Source organism: Zestomonas insulae, from assembly GCF_016901015.1.
GTDB lineage: Bacteria > Pseudomonadota > Gammaproteobacteria > Pseudomonadales > Pseudomonadaceae > Aquipseudomonas > Aquipseudomonas insulae.
Genome location: NZ_JAFEUP010000003.1, coordinates 522,890 through 546,851 on the forward strand (window position 1 = coordinate 522,890; position 23,962 = coordinate 546,851).

The window sequence follows — 23,962 nt, forward strand, 5'->3', positions numbered from 1 at the left end:
AGCGTCCATGCAACATCTTGATCTGATGGTGATCCGCCGCGCGCTGGACTGGTCGCGCGCCGGCCAGCGCCTGTGGCTGTGCACCGTGCTGACCACCTACGGCTCGGCGCCGCGCGCGCCGGGTGCGTTGCTGGCGGCCAATGAGCGCGGCGAGTGGATTGGCTCGCTGTCCGGCGGCTGCGTCGAGGACGACTTCCTCGAGCGCCTCGCCGAGGGCGCCTTCGTCGAGCCAGTGGCACTGGTGCGCTACGGCGACGGCAGTGACCCGCGCTCGCGCATCCAGCTGCCCTGCGGCGGCGTGCTCGAGGTGCTGGTGGAGAACCTCGCCGCCAGCTGCGACAGCCAGGCCTACCTGCGCGAACTGGACAGCGCGCTCAGCGGCCAGCGCCGCCTGGTCCGTGAGATCGAGCTGCCCGAAGGCAGCCGGCGCCTGTACGACGACCGCGCGCACGGCCCGCGGGTCGAGCGCGAGGCGCGCCAGGTACGGATTCGCGTCGGCGCCGCGCAGCGCCTGCTGCTCGCCGGCTACTCCAGCGTCGCCCAGGTGTGCGCGGAGTTCGCCCAGGCGCTGGGCTTCGAGGTGCTGCTCTGCGACCCGAGCGAGGAAGTGCTGGCCGGCGTCGAGCTGCCCGGGGTGGAAATTCGCCGCGAGCTGCCCTCGGAAGTGATCCGCCAGGGCGGCTGCCACGCCGACACCGCGGTGGTGGCGCTGACCCACGACCCGCGCATCGACGACCTGGCGATGCTCGAGGCGGTGCGCACCGAGGCGTTCTACATCGGCGTGATGGGCTCGCGGCTGACCAGCGGCAAGCGCCGCGAGCGGCTGCACCGGGTCGGTGGGCTGAGCGAGGCGGAGATCTCCCGCATCCACGCGCCGATCGGCCTCAACCTGGGCAGCAAGACCCCGGCGGAAATCGCCCTGGCGGTGCTCGCCGACATCCTCCGCGTGCGCAACGGTGTGGCGCGTGACGCGGTGTAGCGCGGTGCTTGGCCAACCGCAGGGCTGGATCCCCGCCTGCGCGGGGACGACGGGGGAGGCGCCGCGTTATCTCCCGTCACTCCCGCGCAGGCGGGAGCCCAGTGCACCGGCCACGCAGCGCAGAGGCGAGTGCGGCGATGAGTGAGGCGAGCAACCCTAGCCCGGCTCGCCTGCAATCGGCCGACTACGACCTTCCCACGAACCGAGCAGACGTACGAGGCCACCGATGCCTGAGGTGATCGCGCTGCTCCTCGCCGCCGGCAGCGCCAGCCGCTTCGGCAGCGACAAGCGTCGCGCCCGTCTGACGGATGGCTGCACGCTGCTGGCTGCCAGCCTGACCAGCGCGCGGCGGGTGTTTGCCGAGGTGTACGTGCTGCTGCGTCCGGAGGACGACGCGCTGGCGCTCGGCCTGCCCGCCGATTGCCCGTTGCTGCGCTGCCCCGACGCCGCGCTGGGTCTCGGCCACAGCCTGGCCGCCGGGGTGCAGGCGCTGGCCGCGCAGCCGGCGGAGGCGATCGCCGTGCTGCTCGGCGACATGCCGTGGCTCGCCGAGGCCAGCCTGCGCCAGTTGTGCGCCGCCGCCCACCCGGAGCGCATCGTGTTCCCCCTGTACCAGGGCCAGCGCGGCCATCCGGTGCTGTTCGGTCGGGCGTTCTGGCCGGCACTGCAGCAACTGCGCGGCGATCAAGGCGCCCGCGCGCTGCTCCAGGCGCACTCCGAGGCCTGCCACGGCGTGGCGCTCGACGACCCCGGCGTGCTGCGCGATGTCGACACCCCGGCCGACCTGGCCTGAGCCGCGCGGCGCTGTGGCACACCGTCGCGTGACAATCGGCCACAGCGGCAATCAACCACAGCGGCAGGCACCGGCCGACGCGCTACGCTTGCCCTATCTATTGATCCACGTCAAAACCGCCGCTTGGTTTTGCGTGCAGGCCGGCTTGGCCTGACCCCCGCAACCGAACTCCGCCGTAGAACAATTCCCCCGGCACGCCACTCCAAACCCTGGAGTGCCTGGCCTGTGCGCGTGCGCGCCAGGTCAGCGTTCAACCTGATCGAGGAGCTTCCATGTTCGGCCTAGATGCCCTGGACCTGGCGCGAATACAGTTCGCCTTCACCATCTCCTTCCACATCGTGTTCCCGGCCATCACCATCGGCCTGGCCAGCTACCTGGCCGTGCTCGAAGGCCTGTGGCTGAAGACCGAGCGCGAGGTGTACCGCGACCTCTACCACTTCTGGTCGAAGATCTTCGCCGTCAACTTCGGCATGGGCGTGGTCTCCGGGCTGGTCATGGCCTACCAGTTTGGCACCAACTGGAGCGCCTTCTCCGACTTCGCCGGCTCGGTCACCGGGCCGCTGCTGACCTACGAGGTGCTCACCGCATTCTTCCTCGAGGCCGGCTTCCTCGGCGTCATGCTGTTCGGCTGGAACCGCGTCGGCCCCGGCCTGCACTTCTTCGCCACGCTGATGGTGGCGATCGGCACGCTGATCTCGACCTTCTGGATTCTCGCCTCGAACAGCTGGATGCAGACGCCGCAAGGCTTCGAGATCATCGACGGGCGGGTGATCCCGGTGGACTGGTTCGCGGTGATCTTCAACCCGTCGTTCCCCTACCGGCTGATGCACATGGCCACCGCGGCGTTCCTCTCCACCGCCTTCTTCGTCGGCGCCTCGGCGGCCTGGCACCTGCTGCGTGGCCGCGACAACCCGGCGATCCGCCAGATGCTCTCGATGGCCATGTGGATGGCCCTGCTGGTCGCACCGATCCAGGCGGTGATCGGCGACTTCCACGGCCTCAACACCCTCAAGCACCAGCCGGCGAAAATCGCCGCCATCGAAGGCCACTGGGATAACAGCAGCGGCGAGCCGACCCCGCTGATCCTGTTCGGCTGGCCGGACATGCAGCGCGAGGAAACCCGTTTCAAGGTCGAGGTGCCGTACCTCGGCAGCCTGATCCTCACCCACAGCCTGGATAAGCAGGTGCCGGCGCTCAAGGAGTTCGCCAAGGAAGACCGGCCGAACTCGACCATCGTGTTCTGGAGCTTCCGCATCATGGTCGGCATGGGCCTGCTGATGATCCTCGCCGGGGTGTGGAGCCTGTGGCTGCGCTGGCGCGACCGGCTGTTCCAGTCGCGGCCGTTCCTGCATTTCGTCTTGTGGATGGGACCGTCCGGGTTGATCGCGGTGCTCGCCGGCTGGTTCACCACCGAGGTCGGCCGCCAGCCGTGGGTGGTCTACGGCCTGATGCGCACCGCCGACGCCTCCTCCGGGCACAGCCTGGGGCAGATGACCCTGACCCTGGTGCTGTTCGTGCTGGTGTACTTCTCGGTGTTCGGCGCCGGCTTCAGCTACCTGATGCGCCTGGTGCGCAAGGGGCCGATCACCGACGAGGGCAAGGAACAGGGCATTGGCGGCCCCGGCCAGACCCGTACCCCGGCGCGGCCGATGTCGGCGGCGGACGAGGGGATGGATGACGACGACAGCCACAACGCACCGGCCGTGAGGAACTGACCATGGGCATCGACCTTTCCCTGATCTGGGCAATCATCATCGTGTTCGGCGTGATGATGTATGTGGTGATGGATGGCTTCGACCTCGGCATCGGCATCCTCTTCCCGTTCGTCAAGGACGACGGCGAGCGCGACATCATGATGAACACCGTGGCGCCGGTGTGGGACGGCAACGAGACCTGGCTGGTGCTCGGCGGCGCCGGGCTGTTCGCCGCCTTCCCGCTGGCCTATTCGGTGGTGCTCAGCGCGCTGTACCTGCCGCTGATCTTCATGCTCATCGGCCTGGTGTTCCGCGGCGTGGCCTTCGAGTTCCGCTTCAAGGCGCGCGAACACAAGCGGCATATCTGGGACAAGGCGTTCATCGGCGGTTCGCTGGCGGCGACCTTCTTCCAGGGCGTGGCGCTCGGCGCGTTCATCGAGGGCATTCCGGTCGAGGGCCGGCGCTTCGTCGGCGATTCGCTCGGCTGGCTGGCGCCGTTCCCGCTGTTCAGCGGCCTCGGCCTGGTTGCCGCCTACGCGCTGCTCGGCTGCACCTGGCTGATCATGAAGACCGAAGGCCGCCTGCAGGAGCAGATGCACGACCTGGCGCGGCCACTGGCGCTGGTGCTGCTGGCGGTGATCGGCATCGTCAGCATCTGGACGCCGCTGTCGCACGCGGAAATCGCCGCGCGCTGGTTCAGCCTGCCCAACCTGTTCTGGTTCCTGCCGGTGCCGCTGCTGGTGCTGGTGACCTTCTACCACCTGCTGCGTTCGGTGGCGCGTTACGACAACATCAAGCCGTTCGTGCTCACCCTGATCCTCATCTTCCTCGGCTACAGCGGCCTGGGCATCAGCCTGTGGCCGAACATCGTGCCCGGCTCGCTGACCATCTGGCAGGCCGCCGCCCCGCCGCAGAGCCAGGGCTTCGCTCTGGTCGGCGCGCTGTTCATCATCCCGTTCATCCTGGTGTACACCGCGTGGAGCTACTACGTGTTCCGCGGCAAGGTCACCCCCGAGCATGGCTACCACTAGGAGGCGGGCGATGACCGTGGATAAACCGGCGAAGAAGCCGCTCTGGCAGCGCCTCGGCTGGCTGCTGCTGATCTGGGCCGGCAGCGTGCTGGCCCTCGGGGTGGTGAGCTACGGCTTGCGCCTGTTCATGAACGCGGCGGGGCTGAGCACGCCGTAATTCGGGCAATCGCCCTTACTTGCGTGCGCGCAGCACCACGAACTTGGGATTCGCCGCGACCTGCTCGACGCCGCGGAACAGGCGTTTGAGCTTGGCGTGATAGCCGAGGTGGCGGTTGCCGACGATCCACAGCTCGCCGCCGGTGACCAGCGCCGCGCGGGCCTGCTGGAACATGCGCCAGGCGAGGAAGTCGCCGACCACCTGCTGCTGGTGGAACGGCGGGTTGCACAGCACCACCTCCAGCGAGTCCGGCGCCTGCCCGGCCAGGCCGTCGCCGGCGCGGATCTCCACCGGGCGGGCGCCGAGCGCCGCCTGCCAGTTCTCCTGCGCGGACTGCACGGCCATGAACGACTCGTCGACCAGGCTCAGCTGCGCCTCCGGGTTGGCCAGCGCGCAGGCGATGCCGAGCACCCCATTGCCGCAGCCGAGGTCGGCCACCCGCGCGCGGCCGAGGTTGCGCGGCAGGTGCGGGAGGAAGGCGCGGGTGCCGATGTCCAGGCCGTCGCGGCAGAACACGTTGGCGTGGTTGAGCAGCTCTAGCGCCGGCTGGTCGAGGCGGTAGCGAGTCGGGTAGGGCGAGTGCGGCGCGGCCTTGTCTGCTGGCGTGGCGAACAGCAGGCGGGCCTTCTTCACCGCCAGCGAGGCCTGCACCGAGCCGATGTACTGCTCGAGCAGGTCGCCGGCGGCGCGTGGCAGGTGCTTGATCATCGCCGCGGCGATCACCTGCGCACCGGGCGCCAGCTGGCCATGCAGGCGGATCAACTGCTCCTCGAGCAGCGCCAGGGTCTTCGGCACGCGGATCAGCACCCGGTCGAACGGCCCCTGCGGCGTGGCGCTGGCCGGCACGAAGGTCACACTGTCCGCCGCCAGGCCGTTGCCGGCGAGGTTCTTCTGCAGGGCCAGGGCGCCCAGGAAGGAGTCGCCGCTGCTGGTCACCTGGGCGTATGGCGCCAGCGCGCAGGCCAGCGCGCCGAAGCCGTCGTTGAGCACCAGCACCCGCGCACCCGCGGCGAGGCCCTGCGCATGCAGGTGCTCGAGCAGGTACTCGTCGGCGGCGTCGAAGGCTTGCAGCGGCTCGTTGGGCTGTTCCGGCTGGCGGACGAGGTCGAGCTGGGCGAAGGGGCTGATGAACAGTGGCATGTCGATTCGGGCGTGGTGGCAGTGCGTTGGCCGGCATTGTCGGCGCAACCGGCGCAAAAGTCTCGGCTGCGACGAATAGCCCCGCAGCTCGCGGGTGTTTCTCGCCGGCCGATTGCGGGACACTGAGAACCTGCGTCAACACGAGTCCGCACCATGTCCGCCAGCGAAGAGAAGTTCACCCGTCAGCGCGTCTATGACATCCAGACGCTGACCCCCAACCTGTTCACCTTCCGCGCCAGCCGCGACCCCGGCTTCCGCTTCCGCGCCGGGCAGTTCGCTCGCCTGGGGGTGACCAAGGCCGACGGCAGCGTGGTGTGGCGCGCCTACTCGATGGTCTCCTCGCCGTTCGACGAGCACCTGGAGTTCTTCTCTATCGTCGTTCCGGGTGGCGAATTCACCAGCGAACTGAGCCGCCTGCGCGAGGGCGACACGCTGTTGATCGACAAGCAGGCGTTCGGCTTCCTGACCCTCGACCGCTTCCCCGACGGCCGCGACCTGTGGCTGCTCGGTACCGGCACCGGGCTCGCGCCGTTCCTGTCGATCCTTCAGGACTTCGAAGCCTGGGAGCGCTTCGAACGCATCAAGCTGGTCTACAGCGTGCGCGAGTCGGTCGAGCTGGCCTACCAGGAGCTGATCGCCGGGCTGACCCAGCGCGACTACCTGGCCGAGTACGCGCACAAGCTGCAGTACATCCCGGTGGTGACCCGCGAAGACCACCCCGGCGCGCTGCGCCAGCGCATCACCACGCTGATCGAGAGCGGCGAGCTGGAACGCGCCGCCGGCTTGGCGCTCGATCCTGAGCACTCGCGGATCATGCTGTGCGGCAACCCGCAGATGATCGAAGACACCCGCGCGGTGCTGAAGACCCGCGGCATGCGCCTGGCGCTGACCCGCAAGCCCGGGCAGATCGGCGTGGAGAACTACTGGTAGTGAACAACGCCTGGTAGGCCGCGGGTACACGATTGGAAAAGATTCGCGGCTTAAGTCGCGCGGCGATCTGGCCTAGGATGGCCGTCCGTTTTTTCCACCCGGATTCCGATGGACAGTCATAGTTGCCAGCCACCCGCGCCCCGCTCGCGGGTGGCGTTCCCCCTCCCTGGCGCCGCCGCGTGGCGCCTGCTCGTTACCTCCCTGCGCACCTCTGCTGGCTCGTGCCGCCGCTTCGGCGAGCACCGTGCGGCGCCGCGTGCCCGCGCTGAGCGGAGGACCGCCTGATGCTCTTCGAATGGCTGGCCGATCCCACGGCCTGGTTGGGCTTGCTGACCCTGATCGTCCTCGAACTGGTGCTTGGTATCGACAACCTGGTGTTCATCGCCATCCTCGCCGACAAACTGCCGCCGCATCAGCGCGACCGTGCGCGGCAGATCGGCCTGGGCCTGGCGTTGCTCATGCGCCTCGGCTTGCTGGCCAGCATCTCCTGGCTGGTGACGCTCACCGCGCCGCTGTTCGAGGTGGCCGGCAAAAGCTTCTCCGGGCGTGACCTGATCATGCTGTTCGGCGGCCTGTTCCTGCTGTTCAAGGCCACCATGGAACTGCACGAACGCCTCGAGGGGCGGGTGCACAAGAGCGGTGGCAGCCGGGCCTATGCGCTGTTCTGGCCGGTGGTGGCGCAGATCGTGGTGCTCGACGCGGTGTTCTCGCTCGACGCGGTGATCACCGCGGTCGGCATGGTCGAGCACCTGGAAGTGATGATGATCGCGGTGATCGTCTCGATCGGCCTGATGATCGTCGCCAGCAAGCCGCTGACCGCCTTCGTCAACGCCCATCCGACCGTGATCATGCTGTGTCTGGGCTTCCTGATGATGATCGGCTTCAGCCTCACCGCCGAGGGCCTGGGCTTCCACATTCCCAAGGGCTACCTGTACGCGGCGATCGGTTTCTCGATCCTCATCGAACTGGCCAACCAGGCGGTGCGCTGGAAGCGCAAGCGCCAGCTGCAGGATGGCCGCGGGGTGCGTGAACGTACCGCGCATGCGGTGCTGCGCCTGCTCGGCGGCAAGCTCGAGGCCGACGAGGTGGGCGAGGAGATCGCCGACCTGATCGGCAGCGCGGAGGGCGGCGACGGCCTGTTCGACCGTCGTGAGCGGGTAATGATCAGCGGCGTGCTGCACCTCGCCGAGCAGCCGATCACCGCGGTGATGACCCCGCGCACCGCGGTCGACCACCTCGACCTTGACGGCAGCCGCGCGCAGGTCCACCAGGCGCTGCTCGCCTCGCCCTACTCGCGGCTGCTGGTGATCCGCGCCGGCCAGGTCGACGAACCGCTGGGCTACGTGCACAAGAAGGAGCTGCTCAAACAGCTGCTCGACGGCCAGCCCGCGGCGATCGAACCGCTGCTGCGCGCGCCGCTCAACCTGCCGGACAGCTGTTCGGTGCTCAACGCCCTGGAGCAGATGCGCCAGGCCTCGACCCACGTGGCCTTCGTGGTCAACGAGTTCGGCGGCTTCGAGGGCATGCTGACGCTGACCGACATCCTCGAGGCGATCGCCGGTGAGTTACCGGACGCCAACGAGGTGGACGGCCTGGATATCGAGACGGTGGCCGGCGGCTATCGGGTCAGCGGTGCGCTGAACCTCACCCTGCTGCGCCAGCGCCTGGGCTTCCGGGCGCCGCCGACCGACGACTATCAGACCCTCGCCGGGCTGGTGATGAGCCTGCTCGACCGCCTGCCGCTGATCGGCGATCGCCTGGAACATGCCGGCTGGCGGCTGACCGTGGTGGAGGTCAAGGAACGTCGAGTGGCGCGACTGCTGCTGCAGCCGCTGGGCGCGGCGGATTAACGCAAAACGGCGCCCGTGGGCGCCGTTTTTCTGCGTCAAGATAGCTCAGGGTAGGCGATTCTGCTGCTGGTTCTTGAGCAGGTCGCGGATCTCGGTGAGCAGCGTCTCTTCCGGGGTCGGGGTCGGCGGCAGGGTCGGCTCCGCGGCTTCTTCGCGCTTGAGTTTGTTGATCGCCTTGACGCCGAGGAAGATCGCGAAGGCGACGATGATGAAGTCCAGGCAGGTCTGGATGAATTTGCCGTAGGCCAGCACTACCGCGGGCACATCGCCCTCGGCGGCCTTGAGCGTGACGGCGAGGTCGGAAAAGTCGACGCCGCCGATCAGCAGGCCGATCGGCGGCATGATGACGTCGCCGACGAACGACGAGACGATCTTGCCGAACGCCGCGCCGATGATGATCCCCACCGCCATGTCGACGACGTTGCCTTTGACCGCGAAGGCCTTGAACTCGCTAAGCACACTCATGGATTCACTCCCTGTTTTTCACTGAACTGCAGGCAGTGTAATCCAGCTGCGGCGCGGCTGCGGCGCGAATCCCCGGCAGCCAGCGGCGGCGAGTGTGAGTTTCGTCGGTACAGGCGTGCCGGCTGCCCTGGCTGGTCTAGCCTAAGGGAACACTTCCCCGCTGGAGGATCGACCGATGCCGCTCGAACACCATCCCCTGACCCGCGAATTCCCCCAATACCAAGGCCAGCTGCGTTCGCTGATGCAGAGCGACGCGCACTTTTCCCGCCTGGCCCAGGAATACCAGGCCATCGACCAGCAGGTGTATGACGTCGAGGATGGCCGCCAACCTCTGGACGATCTGGCCCTGCAAGGGCTCAAGCTGCAACGCGTGGCGTTGAAGGATCAGATCGCCAGGCTGCTGCAGCAGGCCGGTGGATAGGCGCGCTTGACCAGGGTCAAGAAGCGGCGGCGCGCCGCCCGGTAGTCTGGCCATACCTGAAACCTTTCCGGAGCCGCACCGTCATGGCCCACAAGCTTCGCACTTTCGACCGCCTCGACAACTTCACGGACAAGGCGCAGAGCCGCCGCAACGAGCGCATGGCGCGCCTGATGAACCAGTTGGTGGCCGTGGACAGCCATATCTTCCGCATCGAGAGTGGTATCGAGCGCCCGGAAAGTCTCAGCCTGTCGGCGCTGAAGCTGCATCGCAGCGGCCTGCTGGAGGGCATCCGCCGCATGCGGGACTGCTGAGAAGGGTGGGAAGAGCCGGCTGCCAGGCACACCGGCTCGTAGTTGGCTGCTAGGACACCCAGAAGCTGTCGCTGTTGAGGTCGGGTGCGCCCTTCACGATGGCAATCTGGATCGCCTTGCCGGCACCCGAACCGTCGGCATCGTAGTAAAGCTTCTGGCCTGTGGTGTCGTAGACGAGATAGTCGTTGGCGTCCTGGGCGACGGCCTTAGGACCTGACACCAGGTGGCCGGCGGGGTTGGTAATGCCTGCCAGCGAGGTGAATACAGTGCTGTCGAAGACCAGTTGGTCTCCCTCGCCGACGCGGAAATCCATGATGGTATCGAAGCCGCCGGTCGCCAGGTTGTCGAACACGAAGCGATCGGCGCCGAGGCCGCCAGTGAGCTTGTCGGCGCCTTCCCCGCCGATCAGCACATCGTTGCCACTGCCCGTCACCAGCGTGTCGCGACCGCCCCCGGCATCGATCACATTGTCTCCATCGCCGGCTTTGATGGTGTCGTTGCCGCTTCCCGTGAGAAGGATGAAATCATCGCCGGCGCCGGTGGTAATGCGGTTGTTGCCGCCCTCATCGAAGACAAAGTTGTGCCCAGTCAGGTCCACGATGGTGTCATTGCCCGCGCCGCCGTCCAGATAGTCGTCGCCGTCGCCGCCATTCAGCTGGTCATTGCCGGCGTCGCCGTACAGTTCGTCGTCACCGCCATTGCCAAACAGCTTGTCGTTACCCACGCCGCCGTCGAGCACGTCGTTCAGGGCGCCACCCGTCATCGTGTCGTTGCCGGCGAAGCCATGCCAGGCGCGGCTGTTGTCGGCGACGTTGAAGACGTCGTTCTTGCTGAACAGATCCTGGCGATCGAACAATTCGCTGAGGGTGGTAACGGGTTGGTTCTGCAGCGAGGCCTGAGAGATGGAGCCGTAGATGCTGACCTTGTTGCCGGTCAGGTCGGCGTAAGAGAGCTGGGTGTATTTGCCCGAGGCTCCCGACAGCGGGAAGCTGCCGATCATATCGCTGATGAGGCCGTTGTACTCGCTGTGAATCGATTTCAGGCTGCCGCTGCCGTTCGACTTGATGCTTCCCTGGAGGATGAATCGTTCGGAGCCGCTCTCGTTCCACATTGCCAGCGAGTTGATGGTTCCGGATGTGATCCCGCCCCGAGAGATGGACCAGGACATCTTGCCCGACATGTCCCAGTTGTAGCTGTCGCCGTCGTACTGGATGCGGCTGATCGAGCCTGCACTGCCGGTAAAGCCGGAGCCCTGAGCGGTGATGGTACCGCGGGGAGCATACATGTAGGTGGAGTAGGAGTTCGGCGTGACGTTGAACGGGTTGTCATAGCCGGAGAAGACCTTGTCCGCGGCCGCCCCGAAGGAGTAGTCGAACTGGTTCATGTGGTTCTGCAGCGCCGATTCCATGCCGACAGCGTTTGTGCTCAGACTGGTGTTCAGCAGGTTGGCGAGATTTCCGGTAGTCGTGACCGTGGCCATATTGAGTCGTCCTTGTCGTTCTGGTTATGGGGGCAGCGGCTGGCCCGATGATATTGCTTGCCCAGGCAAATTTCATCCCCCGTTGTCGTGATCGTTGGCTGGGCGGGGACGTTTTTGTCGGGGCGAGTTCAACTATGATGCCGGCTCCTAATCTCGAGGAGTTTTCCGCACATGGCCAAAGCCAAACGCATCTACGGCTGCACGGAATGCGGCGCGACCTTTCCCAAATGGGCCGGACAATGCGCTGACTGCGGGGCCTGGAACACCCTGGTGGAAACCCTCGATCCCGGCACCAGCGTGTCCGAAGCGCGCGGCGGCTGGGCCGGCGAGCAGGCGCAGATCAAGACCCTCGCCGAAGTCAGCGTCGAGGAAATGCCGCGCTTCTCCACCGCCTCGGCGGAACTCGACCGCGTGCTCGGCGGCGGTCTGGTCGACGGCTCGGTGGTGCTGATCGGCGGTGACCCCGGCATCGGCAAGTCGACCATCCTCCTGCAGACCCTGTGCAGCATCGCCCAGCGCTTCCCGGCGCTGTACGTCACCGGCGAGGAATCGCAGCAGCAGGTCGCCATGCGCGCCCGCCGCCTGGGCCTGCCGGAAGACAAGCTCAAGGTGATGACCGAGACCAGCATCGAGGCGATCATCGCCGCGGCGCGCCGCGAGCAGCCCAAGGTCATGGTCATCGACTCGATCCAGACCATCTTCACCGAGCAACTGCAGTCCGCCCCCGGCGGCGTCGCCCAGGTGCGCGAGAGCGCCGCCTTGCTGGTGCGCTATGCCAAGCAGAGCGGCACGGCGATCTTCCTGGTCGGCCACGTCACCAAGGAAGGCGCGCTGGCCGGGCCGCGCGTGCTCGAGCACATGGTCGACACCGTGCTGTATTTCGAGGGCGAATCCGATGGCCGTCTACGTCTGCTGCGCGCGGTGAAGAACCGCTTCGGCGCGGTCAACGAACTCGGCGTGTTCGCCATGACCGACAAGGGCCTCAAGGAAGTCTCCAACCCCTCGGCGATCTTCCTCACCCGCGCCCAGGCTGAAGTGCCCGGTAGCGTGGTGATGGCCACCTGGGAAGGCACCCGGCCGATGCTGGTCGAGGTGCAGGCGCTGGTCGACACCAGCCACCTGGCCAACCCGCGCCGCGTCACCCTTGGTCTCGATCAGAACCGTCTGGCCATGCTGCTCGCCGTGCTGCACCGGCATGGCGGCATTCCGACCCACGACCAGGACGTGTTCCTCAACGTGGTCGGCGGGGTCAAGGTGCTGGAAACCGCCTCCGACCTGGCGTTGATGGCCGCGGTGATGGCCAGCCTGCGTAACCGCCCGTTGCCGCACGATCTGCTGGTGTTCGGGGAGGTCGGTCTGTCCGGCGAGGTGCGCCCGGTGCCCAGTGGTCAGGAACGCCTCAAGGAAGCGGCCAAGCACGGCTTCAAGCGCGCCATCGTGCCCAAGGGCAATGCGCCGAAGGAGGCGCCGGCCGGTCTGCAGGTGGTGGCGGTAACGCGCCTGGAGGAGGCGCTCGACGCCTTGTTCGAGTAGCGGCGGGGCGGCTGCGTCTAGCGCAGCCGTCGAGGTGAACTCAGTGCTCTTCGCCGAGCGCGGCGAGGTCGCGCTCGAGCAGGCCTTCGTCGCCGAGGTTGAGTTCGACCAGGCGGCGCAGGTGACTGATCGAGTCGAGGTCGATGTGCAGGATTTCGAAGCCGAGCAGTTGGTCCTGGACGCGGGTCAGGTGCACTTCGGTGTTCACTTGCACGTCGCTGGCCAGCTGAATGGTGGCGTTGAACGGCTGTTCGGCGTCGCCGTCCCAGCCCGCCGGGCGCTCGACCAGCAGGCCCTTGAGCGACAGATCATGCAGGGTGACCGGCCAGCGCCGTTCACCTTGGCGCAGCTCGGTGGTGGCGTCGAACGCGACGCGGTGGAAACGGCGCCGCTCCTGGTGGGACTGGGTCATGGTCGAGCTCCTGATTGCGTGTTCCCACTATAGCTGAGCTACAGCCAGCGCCGTACCCGGCGGCGATAGCGTTGATAGCTGTCACCGAACAGGTGCTCGAGCACCGTCTCCTCATGCACGATCACCCCGCGATCCACGGTCAGGATCAGCAGCGGCAGGATGATCCACGCCCACCAGCTGCCAAGCAGCAGACCGATGCCGCAGTAGATCAGATTGAAGCCGAGGTAGATCGGGTTGCGCGAATAGCGGAACGGTCCGCTCTGCAGCAGGCGCTTGGGTTTACGGTACGGGTTGATGGTGGTCTTGTGCTGCGCCAGGGCCAGCGCCGACCAGGCGGCGAGCAGGATGCCGAGGTCGATCAGGCCCCAGCCGAGGTAGCGTGTCCACTGGTTCTCCGCGATGGGCAGTGGCACCAGTCTGGCCAGTAGCCAGGTCAGGGCGACGAAAATCAGGTAGATCAGGGGCGGGGCGAGAATGATGCGGCCGCGGCGTGTGGACATGCTGCCTCCTGGCGGAAAACACACTGGCAGTGTAGCGCCATCGCCGCTCGCGGTTTGACAGCTGGGGAAGTGTCGCCAAAGCTGCTAGAGCAGTTTTTCAGTCATTTCCCGCGGAGCGCAAAAATGGATAAGCGACTGCTGAGTAAAGGTTTGATGATCGGTGCACTGAGTTTGGCCAGCGTGGCCGCTCAAGCCGCACAGGCCGGTGGTGGGGGTTGTGGTTGGGGCAACATGCTGTTCGAAGGCCAAAGTGGCCTGTTCCCGCACCTGATTGCCACTACCACCAACGGGACTTCGGGTAACGCCACCTTCGGTCTCACATCCGGCACCAACGGCTGCGATTCGAGCGTCAAGCTGGGCTACGGCGGACGTTCGCTGCTGGCCATGAATGGCATGCTCGACTCGATTGCCGAGGACATGGCGCAAGGCCGCGGCGAGGCGCTGGACGCCTATGCAACGCTGCTCGGCGTGGAGAAGGGCGACCGCGAGCATTTCGCCAAGGTCACCCAGCAGAACTTCAGCACCATCTTCAGCAAACCGGACGTGACCAGCGAGCAAGTGCTGACCGCGACCCTCGACGTGATGAGTCGCGACGCGCAGCTGGCCCGCTACGCCAAGCAGCCGGCCTAAACGTTCCACGGCTGTGACCCCAAGCCGGGCTCTGCCCGGCTTTTTCATGGGCGGGCGCTGCAGACTGGCGGGGCAGACGGTTGAGCACTTATGCCGTTATCCAAATACCTCGCGAGCCCTCTAGACCAACGTCTGATAGCCGTTTGCGCTGGACGGGCTAAGCTTACGCGGCAGCCTGTCTGTCCATCTGTTTGGAGTAACTCCATGAATAATAACAACAGCCTCATGCGGCACGTTCCGTGGGTGGTGCTGGCGATTGTCGGTGCCTGCGCGCTCGGGGTCGTGGCGCTACGTCGTGGCGAAGCCATCAACGCCTTATGGATCGTGGTCGCCGCGGTGGCCATCTACCTGGTCGCGTACCGTTACTACGCGCTGTTCATCGCCACCAAGGTGATGCAGCTCGACCCGAATCGCGCCACGCCGGCGGTGTTGAACAACGACGGCCTGGATTACGTACCGACCAACAAGCACGTGCTGTTCGGTCACCACTTCGCCGCGATCGCCGGTGCCGGTCCGCTGGTGGGCCCGGTGCTCGCCGCGCAGATGGGCTACCTGCCGGGCACGCTGTGGATCATTGCCGGCGTGGTGCTGGCCGGTGCGGTGCAGGATTTCATGGTCCTGTTCATGTCCACCCGCCGCAATGGCCGCTCGCTGGGCGAGATGGTCCGCGAGGAAATGGGCCAGATCCCCGGCACCATCGCCTTGTTCGGCTGCTTCCTGATCATGATCATCATCCTCGCGGTGCTCTCGCTGATCGTGGTCAAGGCGCTGGCGGAGAGTCCGTGGGGGATGTTCACCGTGATGGCGACCATCCCGATCGCGGTGATCATGGGCGTGTACATGCGCTACATCCGTCCCGGGCGCATCGGTGAAATTTCCATCGTCGGTGTGGTGCTGCTGCTCGGTTCGATCTGGCTGGGTGGGGTGATCGCCGCCGATCCGGTCTGGGGGCCGCGCTTCACCTTCACCGGCGTGCAGATCACCTGGATGCTGGTCGGCTACGGCTTCGTCGCCGCCGTGCTGCCGGTGTGGCTGATCCTCGCGCCGCGCGACTACCTGTCGACCTTCCTGAAGATCGGCACCATCGTGGCCCTGGCGATCGGCATCCTGATCGTCAGTCCGGACCTGAAGATGCCGGCGCTGACCCAGTTCGTCGACGGCACCGGACCGGTGTGGAAGGGCACGCTGTTCCCGTTCCTGTTCATCACCATCGCCTGCGGCGCGGTGTCCGGCTTCCATGCGCTGATCTCCTCGGGGACCACGCCGAAGCTGCTGGCCAACGAAGGCCACGCGCGCTACATCGGCTACGGCGGCATGCTGATGGAATCCTTCGTCGCCATCATGGCGATGGTCGCCGCTTCGGTGATCGAGCCGGGCATCTACTTCGCGATGAACAGCCCGCCCGCGGTGGTCGGCGCGGATGTCGCCAGCGTGGCGGCGACCGTCAGCAGCTGGGGCTTCACCATCACCCCGGAACTGCTCGAGGCCACCGCGCGGGATATCGGTGAGCACACCATCCTGGCCCGGGCTGGCGGTGCGCCGACCCTCGCCGTGGGCATCGCGCACATCCTCCACCAGGTGCTGCCGGGTGAGAACACCATGGCGTTCTGGTACCACTTCGCGATCCTCTTCGAGGCGCTGTTCATCCTCACTGCGGTCGACGCCGGTACCCGTGCCGGGCGCTTCATGCTGCAGGACCTGCTCGGCAGCTTCGTGCCGGCGTTGAGCAACACCGAATCGTGGGGCGCCAACGTGGTGGCTACCGCGGGCTGTGTGGCGATGTGGGGCTGGCTGCTGTACCAGGGGGTGATCGATCCGCTCGGCGGCATCAACACCCTGTGGCCGCTGTTCGGCATCTCCAACCAGATGCTCGCCGGTATCGCGCTGATGCTCGGCTGCGTGGTGCTGATCAAGATGAAACGCCAGCAGTACGTCTGGGTGACCCTGATCCCGGCGCTGTGGCTGCTGATCTGCACCACCACGGCGGGGCTGATCAAGCTGTTCGACCCGAATCCGGCGGTCGGCTTCATCGCCCTCGGCAAGAAATACAGCGATGCCCTGGCCGCCGGCCAGGTTCTGGCACCGGCCAAGGACATCGGCCAGATGCAGCACGTGATCTTCAACGCCTACACCAACGCGACGTTGACCGTGCTGTTCCTGCTGGTGGTGCTGAGTATCCTGCTGTTCGCCATCAAGGTCGGCATCAAGGCGCTGTCCAAGGAAGAGCGGACCGACCGCGAAGCGCCGTTCCAGCCGATTCCGGAAGCGTAATGGCTGCGGCACCCGCCAGCTGGCGGGTGCCAAGGCTCCATGAGGTGACCTGATGTTCAATGATCTGAGTCGGCTGGGTAAGTACCTCGGCCAAGCGGCGCGGTTGATGGTCGGCATGCCGGATTACGACAACTACGTCGAGCACATGCGCACCAATCATCCGGACCAACCATGCATGAGCTACGAGGAGTTCTTCCGCGAGCGCCAGGAAGCGCGTTACGGTGGCGGCGGCAAGGGTCGTCCGATCCGCTGCTGTTGAGTGCGCACCGCATCCAGCGCCACGCTTAGTCGTGGCGCTGTTCATTTCGGCCCCTGCCTTTTCCGCGGCGTAACCGCCCGGCGAACTACTGTTCAGGATCTTCCATGCCCCATCTACCGATTCCCGTCACCGTGCTCAGCGGCTTCCTCGGCGCTGGCAAGACCACCCTGCTGCGCTATCTGCTCGAGGCCGAGCACGGCCTGCGCATCGCCGTGATCGAAAACGAGTTCGCCGAATCCGGCATCGACAGCCAGTTGCTCGGCGAACAGCCGGTGGAGGTGGTGACCCTGGCCAATGGCTGCGTGTGCTGCAGCATCCACGGCGACCTCGAGCGCGCCCTGCTGATCCTCCTTGAGCGTCTGGATAACGGCGAGATCGCCTTCGACCGGCTGGTTATCGAGTGCACCGGGCTGGCCGATCCGGCGCCGGTGGCGCAGACCTTCTTCGTCGACGAGGAGCTGCGCGAGCGCTACATCCTCGACGGGGTGATCACCCTGGTCGATGCGGCGCACGCCGACATCCACCTGCAGCAGGCGATCGCCCAGGCGCAAGTCGGTTTCGCCGACCGGCTGCTGGTGAGCAAGCGCGACCTGGTCGACGCTGCGCAGTTCGACGCGCTGTGCGAGCGGCTGACGCGGATCAATCGGCGCGCGCCGATCCGCGTGGTCGAGCATGGGTGCATCGATCTCAGCGAGCTGCTCGATGTGCGCGGCTTCAACCTGAATGCCGACCTTGCGCTGAGCCCGCGCCCGCTGACGCCGGCCAACCCGGCCGCCGACCGCATCAGCAGCCTGGTGCTGCGCAGCGAGCAGCCGCTGGATATCGATCGTCTCAGCGAGTTCATGAATCAGTTGCTGGAGCAGCACGGTCGCGCGCTGTTGCGTTACAAGGGCGTGCTGAGTATTGCCGGCGAGCCGCGCCGCCTGGTGTTCCAGGGCGTGCTCAAGCTGTATGGCTTCGACTGGGATCGCGAGTGGGGCGTCGACGAGCCGCACGAGAGTGTCGTCGTGTTCATCGGCGACGAGCTGCCGGAGGAGGAGATCCGCGCCGGTTTCGCCGCCGCGGCGGCGCAATAAAAAAAGGGAGGCTTGCGCCTCCCTTTTCGTTGTTGCTGGCCGTCGGCGTCAGTCGAACACGCCGAAGGTCATGTAGCTCCACCAGGAACGATCGCCGTCATTGTTGCCTTCGGCTTCGTGTTCCTCTTCCTCGACGGCTTCCTGGTTTTCCGGCAGCAGCTCTTCCGGAATCGCTTCCTGCGCGTCTTCGTACTGTTTGATCACGTCCTGGCTGGCGCGGGTCTCGCCCGGTGGCATCGGCGCTTCGCTTTCAATCAGGCCCAGGGTGGCCTTGCTCAGCCAGGAGCGGTTGTCGGCTTCGTCTTCCTGCGGGACGAACTGGCCGTCGACCAGGCTCGGGTGCTCCGGGTAGTTGAGCTTGAGGGTTTCCAGGCTGCTCGCGGCCAGGTCGTCGAGGTGCAGACGCTGGTAGGCCTCGGTCATGATCGCCAGACCGTCGCCGACGGCCGGGGTTTCCTGGAAGTTCTCCACCACGTAGCGACCGCGATTGGCGGCGGCAACATAGGCCTGACGCTTCAGGTAGTAGTGGCCGACGTGCACTTCGTAGGCGGCCAGCAGGTTGCGCAGGTAGATCATGCGCTGCTTGGCGTCCGGCGAGTAACGGCTGTTCGGATAGCGGGTGGTCAGCTGGGCGAACTCGTTGAACGAGTCGCGCGCGGCGCCCGGGTCACGCTTGGTCATGTCCAGCGGCAGGAAGCGCGCCAGCAGGCCGCGGTCCTGGTCGAACGACGCCAGACCCTTGAGGTAGTAGGCGTAGTCGACGTTGGGGTGCTGCGGGTGCAGGCGGATGAAACGTTCGGCGGCGGATTTGGCGGCCTCCGGCTCGACGTTCTTGTAGTAGGCGTAGATCAGTTCGAGCTGCGCCTGCTCGGCATAGCGGCCGAACGGATAGCGCGACTCCAGTGCCTTCAGCTTGTTCACCGCGCTGGTGTAGCTCTTGTTGTCCAGGTCGGCTTGCGCCTGCTGGTACAACTCGGCCTCGCTGAGGTTCTCGTCGACCACATCCTTGGACGAACACGCGACGTTGAGAGCGAGGATGGCGATCAGCAGCAGGTGTTTCACTTGCATATCGGCTTGCGTCCCTGTGACGGCCGGCTGTCTTGGCCTGGACCGTCCTGTTATGATGAGGCCCCGGTGAGGCCGGGACAAAAAGACGCCGTATTTAACCACAAGCGCGCCGCCGAAACCAAAGGCCGCGCCCCCGCCGTAGCCGCGCATGTCCAGCATCGAAAAACAGCTCATCCAACTCAGTGCCGAAGTGCCGTCCGATCTCGGCGGGCAACGGCTCGACCAGGTCGCCGCGCAACTGTTCGGCGAATATTCCCGCTCGCGTTTATCCACCTGGATCAAGGATGGCCGTCTGAAAGTCGACGGCGCTGTGCTGCGCCCGCGTGACATCGTCCATGGCGGCAGCCAGCTGGTGCTCGACGCCGAGCAGGAAGCGCAGGGCGAATGGATCGCGCAGGACATTGAGCTGAACATCGTCTACGAGGACGAGCACATCCTGGTGCTGGACAAGCCGGCCGGGCTGGTCGTCCATCCCGCCGCCGGGCATCAGGACGGCACGCTGCTCAACGCACTGCTGCACCATGTGCCGGACCTGATCAATGTGCCGCGTGCCGGCATCGTGCATCGTCTGGACAAGGACACCACCGGCCTGATGGTGGTGGCCAAGACCCTGCAGGCGCAGACCAAGCTGGTTGAGCAGCTGCAGGCACGTACCGTCAGCCGCATCTATGAAGCCATCGTCATCGGCGTGATCACCTCCGGCGGCACCATCGATGCGCCGATCGGCCGCCACGGCACGCAACGCCAGCGCATGGCCGTCACCGATGGCGGCAAGCCGGCGGTCAGTCATTACCGGGTGCTCGAACGCTTCCGCTCGCACACCCATACGCGGGTCAAACTGGAGACCGGGCGCACCCACCAGATTCGCGTGCACATGACCCATGTCGGTTTCCCGCTGGTCGGCGACCCGCTCTACGCGGGGCGTTTCCGTATTCCGCCAGCGGCCAGCCAGACCCTCGTGCAGGAGCTCAAGGGTTTCCCGCGGCAGGCCCTGCACGCGCGTTTCCTCGAGTTGGCGCACCCGGCCACCGGCCAGCGCATGAAGTGGGAGTCGCCGCTGCCGGACGACTTTGTCTGGCTGCTGACCCTGCTGCGTCAGGATCGCGACTCCTTCGTCGGTTGAGCGGCATGCACGACTGGCTGATTCCCGACTGGCCGGCGCCGGCCCGAGTGCGCGCCTGCGTGACCACGCGCTGCGGCGGGGTCAGCGTGGCGCCCTTCGACAGTTTCAACCTCGGTGATCACGTTGGCGACGCGCCGGCGGCGGTGGCCGCCAATCGCCAGCAGCTCACCGCAGCCCTGGGCTGTCAGCCGGCCTGGCTGAGCCAAGTGCACGGCGTCAATGTGGTGGCGGCCGATCCGGCGCGCGTCAGCGAAGCCGATGCCAGTTGGAGCGCAACCCCTGGCGTGGCCTGTGCGGTGATGACCGCCGATTGCCTGCCGGCGCTGTTCTGCGACCGCGCCGGCAGCAAAGTCGCCGCCGCCCACGCCGGCTGGCGCGGGCTGGCCGCCGGCGTGCTGGAAGCGACCCTCGATGCCCTGGCGTTGCCGGCGGAAGAGGTGTTGGTCTGGCTCGGCCCGGCGATCGGCGCGCAGGCTTTCGAGGTCGGCGCGGAGGTGCGCGAGACCTTCGTCGCGCAACATCCTGCCGCTCAGGATGCCTTCGTTCCCAGTGCCAATCCCGGCAAGTTCGTCGCCGATATCTACCAGTTAGCCCGCTTACGTCTGGCCGCTCGCGGCGTCACCGCGGTGTACGGCGGCGGCTTCTGCACGGTCAGCGACGCGCGGTTTTTCTCCTACCGGCGTGCCGCCCGCACCGGTCGCTTCGCCAGCCTGGTCTGGCTGCAAGACTGAGCGTCTGCCGCCCGCTGCCGGTGCGGCGCAACCGCTGATCCACGCCGCGACGCTTGAATCGCGAAAATCTGTCCTCATCTAGTCTTCATCTCGCGGGCTTCCGTCGTAGGGGCATTCATCTCCCCGGCCCGTTTCAACAGGAAGGACAGATCAATGCGAATAGACCGTTTAACCAGCAAGCTGCAGTTGGCCCTTTCCGATGCGCAATCCATCGCCGTCGGCCTCGATCATCCGGCCATCGAGCCGCTGCACCTCATGCAGGCGCTGATCGAGCAGCAGGGCGGTTCGATCAAGCCGCTGCTGATGCAGGTCGGCTTCGATATCCCGGCCCTGCGGCAGGCGCTCAACAAAGAGCTCGACCAACTGCCCAAGCTGCAGAATCCCACCGGCGACATGAACCTGTCGCAGGACCTCGCGCGCCTACTCAATCAGGCCGATCGGCTGGCCCAGCAGAAGGGTGACCAGTTCATCTCCAGCGAGCTGGTGCTGCTCGCCGCGCTGGACGACAGCACCCGGCTGGGCAAGGTGCTGCTGGCCCAGGGCGTGTCGAAGAAGGCTTTGGAAAACGCGGTGACCAACCTGCGCGGCGGCGATGCGGTGAACGACCCGAATGCCGAGGAGTCGCGCCAGGCGCTGGACAAGTACACCGTCGACCTGACCAAGCGTGCCGAAGACGGCAAGCTCGATCCGGTGATCGGTCGTGACGACGAGATCCGTCGGACCATCCAGGTCCTGCAGCGGCGCACCAAGAACAACCCGGTGCTGATCGGTGAGCCCGGTGTCGGCAAGACCGCCATCGTCGAGGGCCTGGCCCAGCGCATCATCAATGGCGAAGTGCCCGATGGCCTCAAGGACAAGCGCCTGCTGTCCCTGGACATGGGCGCGCTGATCGCCGGTGCCAAGTTCCGCGGCGAGTTCGAGGAGCGCCTCAAGGCGGTGCTCAACGAGCTGGGCAAGCAGGAAGGCCGGGTCATCCTGTTTATCGACGAGCTGCACACCATGGTCGGCGCCGGCAAGGCCGAGGGCTCGATGGACGCCGGCAACATGCTCAAGCCGGCCCTGGCGCGCGGCGAGCTGCACTGCGTCGGCGCTACCACGCTGGACGAGTACCGCCAGTACATCGAGAAGGACGCCGCGCTGGAGCGGCGCTTCCAGAAGGTACTGGTCGACGAGCCGAGCGAGGAGGACACCATCGCCATCCTCCGCGGGCTCAAGGAACGCTATGAGGTGCACCACGGGGTGAGCATCAGCGATGGCGCGATCATCGCCGCGGCCAAGCTCAGCCACCGTTACATCACCGACCGCCAGTTGCCGGACAAGGCGATCGACCTGATCGATGAGGCGGCCAGCCGCATCCGCATGGAGATCGATTCCAAGCCGGAGGCCCTGGATCGCCTGGATCGTCGCTTGATCCAGCTGAAGATCGAGCGCGAGGCGCTGAAGAAGGAAGACGACGAGGCGACCAAGAAGCGTCTCGCCAAGCTGGAGGAGGACATCGGCAAGCTCGAACGCGAGTACGCCGACCTCGAGGAAATCTGGAAGTCGGAGAAGGCCGAAGTGCAGGGCTCCGCGCAGATCCAGCAGAAGATCGAGCAGGCCAAGGCCGATCTCGAAGCAGCACGCCGCAAGTCTGACCTGCAGCGCATGGCCGAGTTGCAGTACGGGGTGATTCCCGACCTGGAGCGCAGCCTGCAGATGGTCGATCAGCACGGCAAGCCGGAAAACCAGCTGCTGCGCAGCAAGGTTACCGAGGAAGAGATTGCCGAAGTGGTCTCCAAGTGGACCGGCATTCCGGTGGCGAAGATGCTCGAGGGCGAGCGCGAGAAGCTGCTGAAGATGGAAGGTCTGCTGCATCAGCGGGTGATCGGTCAGCACGAGGCGGTGGTGGCGGTCGCCAACGCGGTGCGCCGCTCGCGCGCCGGGCTGTCCGACCCGAACCGGCCGAGCGGCTCGTTCCTGTTCCTCGGTCCGACCGGGGTCGGCAAGACCGAGCTGTGCAAGGCGCTCGCCGAGTTCCTTTTCGATACCGAAGAGGCGTTGGTGCGCATCGACATGTCGGAGTTCATGGAGAAGCACTCGGTTGCTCGCCTGATCGGCGCGCCGCCGGGCTACGTCGGCTACGAGGAGGGCGGTTACCTGACCGAGGCGGTGCGTCGCAAACCCTACTCGGTGGTGCTGCTGGATGAGGTCGAGAAGGCCCACCCGGATGTGTTCAACATCCTCCTGCAGGTCCTCGAGGATGGCCGCCTGACCGACAGTCACGGGCGCACCGTGGATTTCCGCAACACCGTGGTGGTGATGACCTCCAACCTCGGTTCGGCGCAGATCCAGGAGCTGGTCGGTGATCCTGATGCGCAGCGCGCAGCGGTGATGGATGCGGTGAGCAGCCACTTCCGTCCGGAGTTCATCAACCGCATCGACGAGGTGGTGGTGTTCGAGCCGCTGGGCAAGGAGCAGATCGCTGGCATCGCCAAGATTCAGCTGGGCCGTCTGCGCAAGCGCCTGGCCGAGCGCGAACTGAGTCTGGAGTTGTCCGACGAGGCCTTGGACAAGCTGATCGCTGTCGGTTATGACCCGGTGTACGGTGCACGGCCACTGAAGCGGGCCATCCAGCGCTGGATCGAGAACCCGCTGGCGCAGCAGATCCTCGCCGGCCAGTTCGTGCCCGGCGCCAGCATCGCCGCCAAGGTGGAAGGCGAGGACATCGTCTTCGTCTGACCCTGCAATAAAAAAGCCCCGCCATGGCGGGGCTTTTTTGTGGGCGCCTGGCTCAGAGATGGCGGAGCAGGTTGTCCAGATGTGCTGCCTGGTCTTCGGCCAGGTCAATGATGTGAAAGCCGGCCCAGCAATGCCCGTCATCGGCGCCCGGGCGGCTCCACAGGCAGTCGGCGCCGAGCTTCACTTCTTCGAGGCCGTCCAGTGGAGGGGCGGGAACCAGGCGGCATTCGATGACGCTGTCGACGTCGACCGGCGTGTCGCTGAATAGCATGAAACCATCGATGGACAGGTCCACCACACGGCCCAGGCGCTGGCCGCTGTTGAGGTCGAAGACTTCCAGCTGCAGCTCGGTGTTTTGACGGCTGTGCTGACGACGATCGTCCATTGGCG

General features: G+C 66.1%; 24 protein-coding genes. 17 read left to right on the forward strand and 7 right to left on the reverse strand.

What is annotated here, in order from left to right; all coding sequences use genetic code 11:
• Positions 1–7 precede the first annotated feature (7 nt).
• The 5 genes from JQX08_RS12250 (at position 8) to JQX08_RS12270 (ending at position 4,654) form a co-directional block, all read left to right on the forward strand.
• Entirely contained in the window at positions 8–979 is a 972-nt protein-coding gene (locus JQX08_RS12250) for an XdhC family protein (protein ID WP_205348657.1), read from the forward strand.
• 226 nt (positions 980–1,205) lie between these two features.
• Positions 1,206–1,772 carry a nucleotidyltransferase family protein gene (locus JQX08_RS12255; protein WP_205348658.1) on the forward strand — a complete coding sequence of 189 codons (567 nt, stop codon included), beginning with the start codon at positions 1,206–1,208 and terminating at the stop codon, positions 1,770–1,772.
• A 272-nt stretch (positions 1,773–2,044) separates the two neighbouring features.
• On the forward strand, positions 2,045–3,487 hold the full coding sequence (locus JQX08_RS12260) for a cytochrome ubiquinol oxidase subunit I (protein WP_205348659.1): 1,443 nt from the start codon (positions 2,045–2,047) through the stop codon (positions 3,485–3,487).
• A 2-nt stretch (positions 3,488–3,489) separates the two neighbouring features.
• Positions 3,490–4,497: a cytochrome d ubiquinol oxidase subunit II gene (gene cydB / locus JQX08_RS12265; protein WP_205348660.1), complete on the forward strand. Its 1,008-nt coding sequence runs from the start codon at positions 3,490–3,492 to the stop codon at positions 4,495–4,497.
• A 10-nt stretch (positions 4,498–4,507) separates the two neighbouring features.
• Entirely contained in the window at positions 4,508–4,654 is a 147-nt protein-coding gene (locus tag JQX08_RS12270) for a DUF2474 domain-containing protein (RefSeq protein WP_205348661.1), read from the forward strand.
• Between the two features lie 15 nt (positions 4,655–4,669).
• Here the strand turns inward: JQX08_RS12270 and JQX08_RS12275 are convergent, their stop codons facing one another.
• A complete protein-coding gene (locus JQX08_RS12275; RefSeq protein WP_205348662.1) occupies positions 4,670–5,794 on the reverse strand; it encodes a methyltransferase in 1,125 nt (374 codons plus the stop codon).
• Positions 5,795–5,947: 153 nt separating this feature from the next.
• On the opposite strand from JQX08_RS12275, the gene JQX08_RS12280 reads away from it, so the two are divergent.
• Both JQX08_RS12280 and JQX08_RS12285 read left to right on the forward strand, forming a co-directional pair.
• Positions 5,948–6,724: a ferredoxin--NADP reductase gene (locus tag JQX08_RS12280; protein ID WP_205348663.1), complete on the forward strand. Its 777-nt coding sequence runs from the start codon at positions 5,948–5,950 to the stop codon at positions 6,722–6,724.
• A 284-nt stretch (positions 6,725–7,008) separates the two neighbouring features.
• Entirely contained in the window at positions 7,009–8,574 is a 1,566-nt protein-coding gene (locus JQX08_RS12285; protein WP_205348664.1) for a TerC family protein, read from the forward strand.
• Positions 8,575–8,619: 45 nt separating this feature from the next.
• Here JQX08_RS12285 and mscL read toward each other — a convergent pair whose 3' ends face one another.
• Positions 8,620–9,039: a large-conductance mechanosensitive channel protein MscL gene (gene mscL, locus JQX08_RS12290; protein WP_205348665.1), complete on the reverse strand. Its 420-nt coding sequence runs from the start codon at positions 9,037–9,039 to the stop codon at positions 8,620–8,622.
• 175 nt (positions 9,040–9,214) lie between these two features.
• Between mscL and JQX08_RS12295 the strand changes: the two genes are divergently transcribed.
• Positions 9,215–9,460, forward strand: coding sequence for an HP1242/YdcH family protein (locus tag JQX08_RS12295; RefSeq protein ID WP_205348666.1), 246 nt, complete (start codon positions 9,215–9,217; stop codon positions 9,458–9,460).
• A gap of 83 nt (positions 9,461–9,543) precedes the next feature.
• A complete protein-coding gene (locus tag JQX08_RS12300) occupies positions 9,544–9,771 on the forward strand; it encodes a hypothetical protein (RefSeq protein WP_205348667.1) in 228 nt (75 codons plus the stop codon).
• Positions 9,772–9,820: 49 nt separating this feature from the next.
• Here the strand turns inward: JQX08_RS12300 and JQX08_RS12305 are convergent, their stop codons facing one another.
• Entirely contained in the window at positions 9,821–11,251 is a 1,431-nt protein-coding gene (locus tag JQX08_RS12305) for a calcium-binding protein (protein ID WP_205348668.1), read from the reverse strand.
• A gap of 171 nt (positions 11,252–11,422) precedes the next feature.
• Between JQX08_RS12305 and radA the strand changes: the two genes are divergently transcribed.
• Complete coding sequence (radA, locus tag JQX08_RS12310; RefSeq protein ID WP_205348669.1) at positions 11,423–12,784, forward strand: DNA repair protein RadA; 1,362 nt, start codon at positions 11,423–11,425, stop codon at positions 12,782–12,784.
• A gap of 40 nt (positions 12,785–12,824) precedes the next feature.
• On the opposite strand, the gene JQX08_RS12315 is transcribed toward radA, so the two are convergent.
• Both JQX08_RS12315 and JQX08_RS12320 read right to left on the reverse strand, forming a co-directional pair.
• Positions 12,825–13,196 carry a PilZ domain-containing protein gene (locus JQX08_RS12315; RefSeq protein ID WP_205348670.1) on the reverse strand — a complete coding sequence of 124 codons (372 nt, stop codon included), beginning with the start codon at positions 13,194–13,196 and terminating at the stop codon, positions 12,825–12,827.
• Between the two features lie 38 nt (positions 13,197–13,234).
• Positions 13,235–13,696 (reverse strand): methyltransferase family protein, encoded by a 462-nt coding sequence (locus JQX08_RS12320; RefSeq protein ID WP_205348671.1) that lies wholly within the window; start codon positions 13,694–13,696, stop codon positions 13,235–13,237.
• 123 nt (positions 13,697–13,819) lie between these two features.
• Between JQX08_RS12320 and JQX08_RS12325 the strand changes: the two genes are divergently transcribed.
• From JQX08_RS12325 to yjiA, 4 genes are all read left to right on the forward strand, one after another.
• Entirely contained in the window at positions 13,820–14,326 is a 507-nt protein-coding gene (locus JQX08_RS12325) for a DUF3015 domain-containing protein (RefSeq protein WP_205348672.1), read from the forward strand.
• Between the two features lie 204 nt (positions 14,327–14,530).
• The gene (locus JQX08_RS12330) at positions 14,531–16,597 is read left to right on the forward strand and encodes a carbon starvation CstA family protein (RefSeq protein ID WP_205348673.1); all 2,067 of its coding nucleotides are present in this window, start codon (positions 14,531–14,533) and stop codon (positions 16,595–16,597) included.
• A 52-nt stretch (positions 16,598–16,649) separates the two neighbouring features.
• A complete protein-coding gene (locus JQX08_RS12335) occupies positions 16,650–16,856 on the forward strand; it encodes a YbdD/YjiX family protein (RefSeq protein WP_205348674.1) in 207 nt (68 codons plus the stop codon).
• Between the two features lie 104 nt (positions 16,857–16,960).
• Positions 16,961–17,932: a GTPase gene (yjiA, locus tag JQX08_RS12340; protein ID WP_205348675.1), complete on the forward strand. Its 972-nt coding sequence runs from the start codon at positions 16,961–16,963 to the stop codon at positions 17,930–17,932.
• Positions 17,933–17,980: 48 nt separating this feature from the next.
• Here yjiA and JQX08_RS12345 read toward each other — a convergent pair whose 3' ends face one another.
• Entirely contained in the window at positions 17,981–19,000 is a 1,020-nt protein-coding gene (locus JQX08_RS12345; protein ID WP_205348676.1) for an outer membrane protein assembly factor BamD, read from the reverse strand.
• Between the two features lie 148 nt (positions 19,001–19,148).
• Between JQX08_RS12345 and rluD the strand changes: the two genes are divergently transcribed.
• The 3 genes from rluD to clpB all read left to right on the forward strand — a co-directional run bounded on the left by rluD (position 19,149) and on the right by clpB (position 23,572).
• Positions 19,149–20,123, forward strand: coding sequence for a 23S rRNA pseudouridine(1911/1915/1917) synthase RluD (rluD, locus tag JQX08_RS12350; protein WP_205348677.1), 975 nt, complete (start codon positions 19,149–19,151; stop codon positions 20,121–20,123).
• Between the two features lie 5 nt (positions 20,124–20,128).
• Positions 20,129–20,854: a peptidoglycan editing factor PgeF gene (pgeF, locus tag JQX08_RS12355; RefSeq protein ID WP_205348678.1), complete on the forward strand. Its 726-nt coding sequence runs from the start codon at positions 20,129–20,131 to the stop codon at positions 20,852–20,854.
• A gap of 153 nt (positions 20,855–21,007) precedes the next feature.
• Positions 21,008–23,572 (forward strand): ATP-dependent chaperone ClpB, encoded by a 2,565-nt coding sequence (clpB, locus tag JQX08_RS12360; RefSeq protein WP_205348679.1) that lies wholly within the window; start codon positions 21,008–21,010, stop codon positions 23,570–23,572.
• Positions 23,573–23,624: 52 nt separating this feature from the next.
• Here the strand turns inward: clpB and JQX08_RS12365 are convergent, their stop codons facing one another.
• Positions 23,625–23,957: a PilZ domain-containing protein gene (locus JQX08_RS12365; RefSeq protein ID WP_205348680.1), complete on the reverse strand. Its 333-nt coding sequence runs from the start codon at positions 23,955–23,957 to the stop codon at positions 23,625–23,627.
• Positions 23,958–23,962 lie beyond the last annotated feature (5 nt).